This is a genomic window from Ancylobacter sp. IITR112, assembly GCF_041415945.1.
Lineage (GTDB): Bacteria > Pseudomonadota > Alphaproteobacteria > Rhizobiales > Xanthobacteraceae > Ancylobacter.
Genome location: NZ_JBGCUS010000010.1, coordinates 1 through 565 on the forward strand (window position 1 = coordinate 1; position 565 = coordinate 565).

General features: G+C 69.2%; 1 pseudogene. It reads right to left on the minus strand.

Going from position 1 to position 565, the window contains the following annotated elements:
- Window positions 1-565, minus strand: a pseudogene (locus tag AAC979_RS23775) (hypothetical protein); the annotation flags it as partial.

The following is a 565-nucleotide window of genomic DNA, read 5'->3' on the forward strand; positions in this document are numbered from 1 at the left end:
CAGCCAGGACAGGCAGTCGCGTCGCGACATGCGCCTTTCGACGAGCGGCCAGCGGTTGAGGCGCCAGCTCTCGAAGCTCGGCTTCATGCGGATGATCTCGTCGGTCGAGATGCCGATCCATTGCTCGACAACCGGCACGGCCGGCGACCGCCGGCGCGTCAAGCCGGCGAGCGCGCGCACCTTCCGACGGATTGGATCGATCTTGTAGTCGCCGGTGCATTGGCGCCGAATCATGCCGACCGAGACGCGCCCCTGCCGGTCCACACGGCGCGTGAACGCGGGGATCGATTCCCAGCGGCGGCCTCCCGCCGCCGCGATGAGATTCGCCCGGATATCACCGGCAGACACGATATGGACCGGGAATGGCAGGACGTTGGGCGACATGAGCCAGGCCAGGTGCTCGTAGACCGGCTTGGGCTCCCAGCGCGTATCAGCGAAGATCGCACAGTCGGGCATGGGGCCGATCTCGCCATGGGCGGCGAGCAGCGCGAGGGTGGTGGACTGCACGCCGGCGCCGAGGCTGAGCACGCGCAGGCGGATCGCCGGGGAGGACTCGGCGCCCTCC